The sequence below is a fragment of the Natrinema sp. LJW11 genome, from assembly GCF_056135975.1.
This window is the reverse complement of record NZ_JBWBDM010000018.1, coordinates 1-1061: the sequence shown is the minus strand read 5'-3', so window position 1 is coordinate 1061 and position 1061 is coordinate 1. Positions and strand designations below refer to the sequence as shown.

The window sequence follows — 1061 nt, the reverse complement described above, 5'->3', positions numbered from 1 at the left end:
CTATAGTAGGCGTTAGAAATAATTGCTCACTTTAGGGATAGAGAGTTGATCAAGAGCAGTATCAATCGCTGTTGTGAGCTCAGCAAGCGAGTCGAAGAATCGGTTGCTAAGTGCTGATTGTAGTTGTCTCCAGCACTCCTCAACGGGATTGAGTTCTGGCGAGTACGCCGGCAACGTTACGAAGGCGAGGTCGTCACGGGCCGCCAGGTCCGTGACGGCCGACGCCTGAAAATACGGCGCTCCATCCAGCACGATGAGTAAGTCATCTTCGAATTCGTTGCATAATGCAAGAATGAAATGTTTGGCGTGTTTGGCGGTTACGTACTCTTCGAATCGAGCGAAAAAGCGATCACCGTCTTCGGTGATCGCGCCCAACAGACATGTCCAGTCGCGTTGGCCGGATAATTCGATAGACGGCCGCGTGCCGCGGGGAAACCACGCGGCACGCGGCTCGACTTGCACGGATTTCTTGGTTTGATCGATACAGACTACTGTGGCGTCCAGCTCCCGCCGCTTTTTTTGACCTCTTCGCGGAACGTTTCTTGCTCGTCAGCATCGGATTCGGCGGCTGTCCGGCGTGGTTTTTGATAGCTCAATCCCGCTTCTTTGAGCAACCGCCGGCAGCTCGGGATTGAGTACTCGACATCGTAGGTCTCGTCGAGATACTGCTGGACGAGCGCCGGCGTCCACGCCGGCGCGTCGAACCCAACTTCTTTGGGAGATTCGTGCACAGTTTGGTCAAACTCTTCTTGCTGTGTTTCTGATAGCTTTCGTTTTCTCCCGGATCGATGAGCATCAGAGACGGCTTGCTCAAGCGGTTCGTCCGTATCGAGTCGCATGAGCCAGCTATAGATCGTTCTTCGACCAGTGTCGTGCCACTCTGCAAGTTCGGTCTGTGTCACGCCATTCTTGTACGCAATCGCCGCTAACAACCGTTGTGTCGGCCTGTTTCCTTCAACCTTGTCAAGGGCGTCTTGGAGTTCTTCGACGGATATATCGTCGAGATGGTCCATTGGATACAATAACGATATAGGGGCGGAAAGTTCTAACGGTTACTATAG

1 protein-coding gene is annotated in these 1061 nt (G+C 53.3%); it reads right to left on the bottom strand.

The features are described from left to right. Positions 1-12 precede the first annotated feature (12 nt). Positions 13-1013, bottom strand: a protein-coding gene (locus tag AC0QDI_RS25180) for an IS630 family transposase (RefSeq protein WP_474672839.1) whose coding sequence is annotated in 2 segments (ribosomal slippage) — positions 13-524 and positions 524-1013 — 1002 coding nt in all. Because the reading frame shifts where the segments join, the coding sequence is not laid out codon by codon here. Positions 1014-1061: the final 48 nt, after the last annotated feature.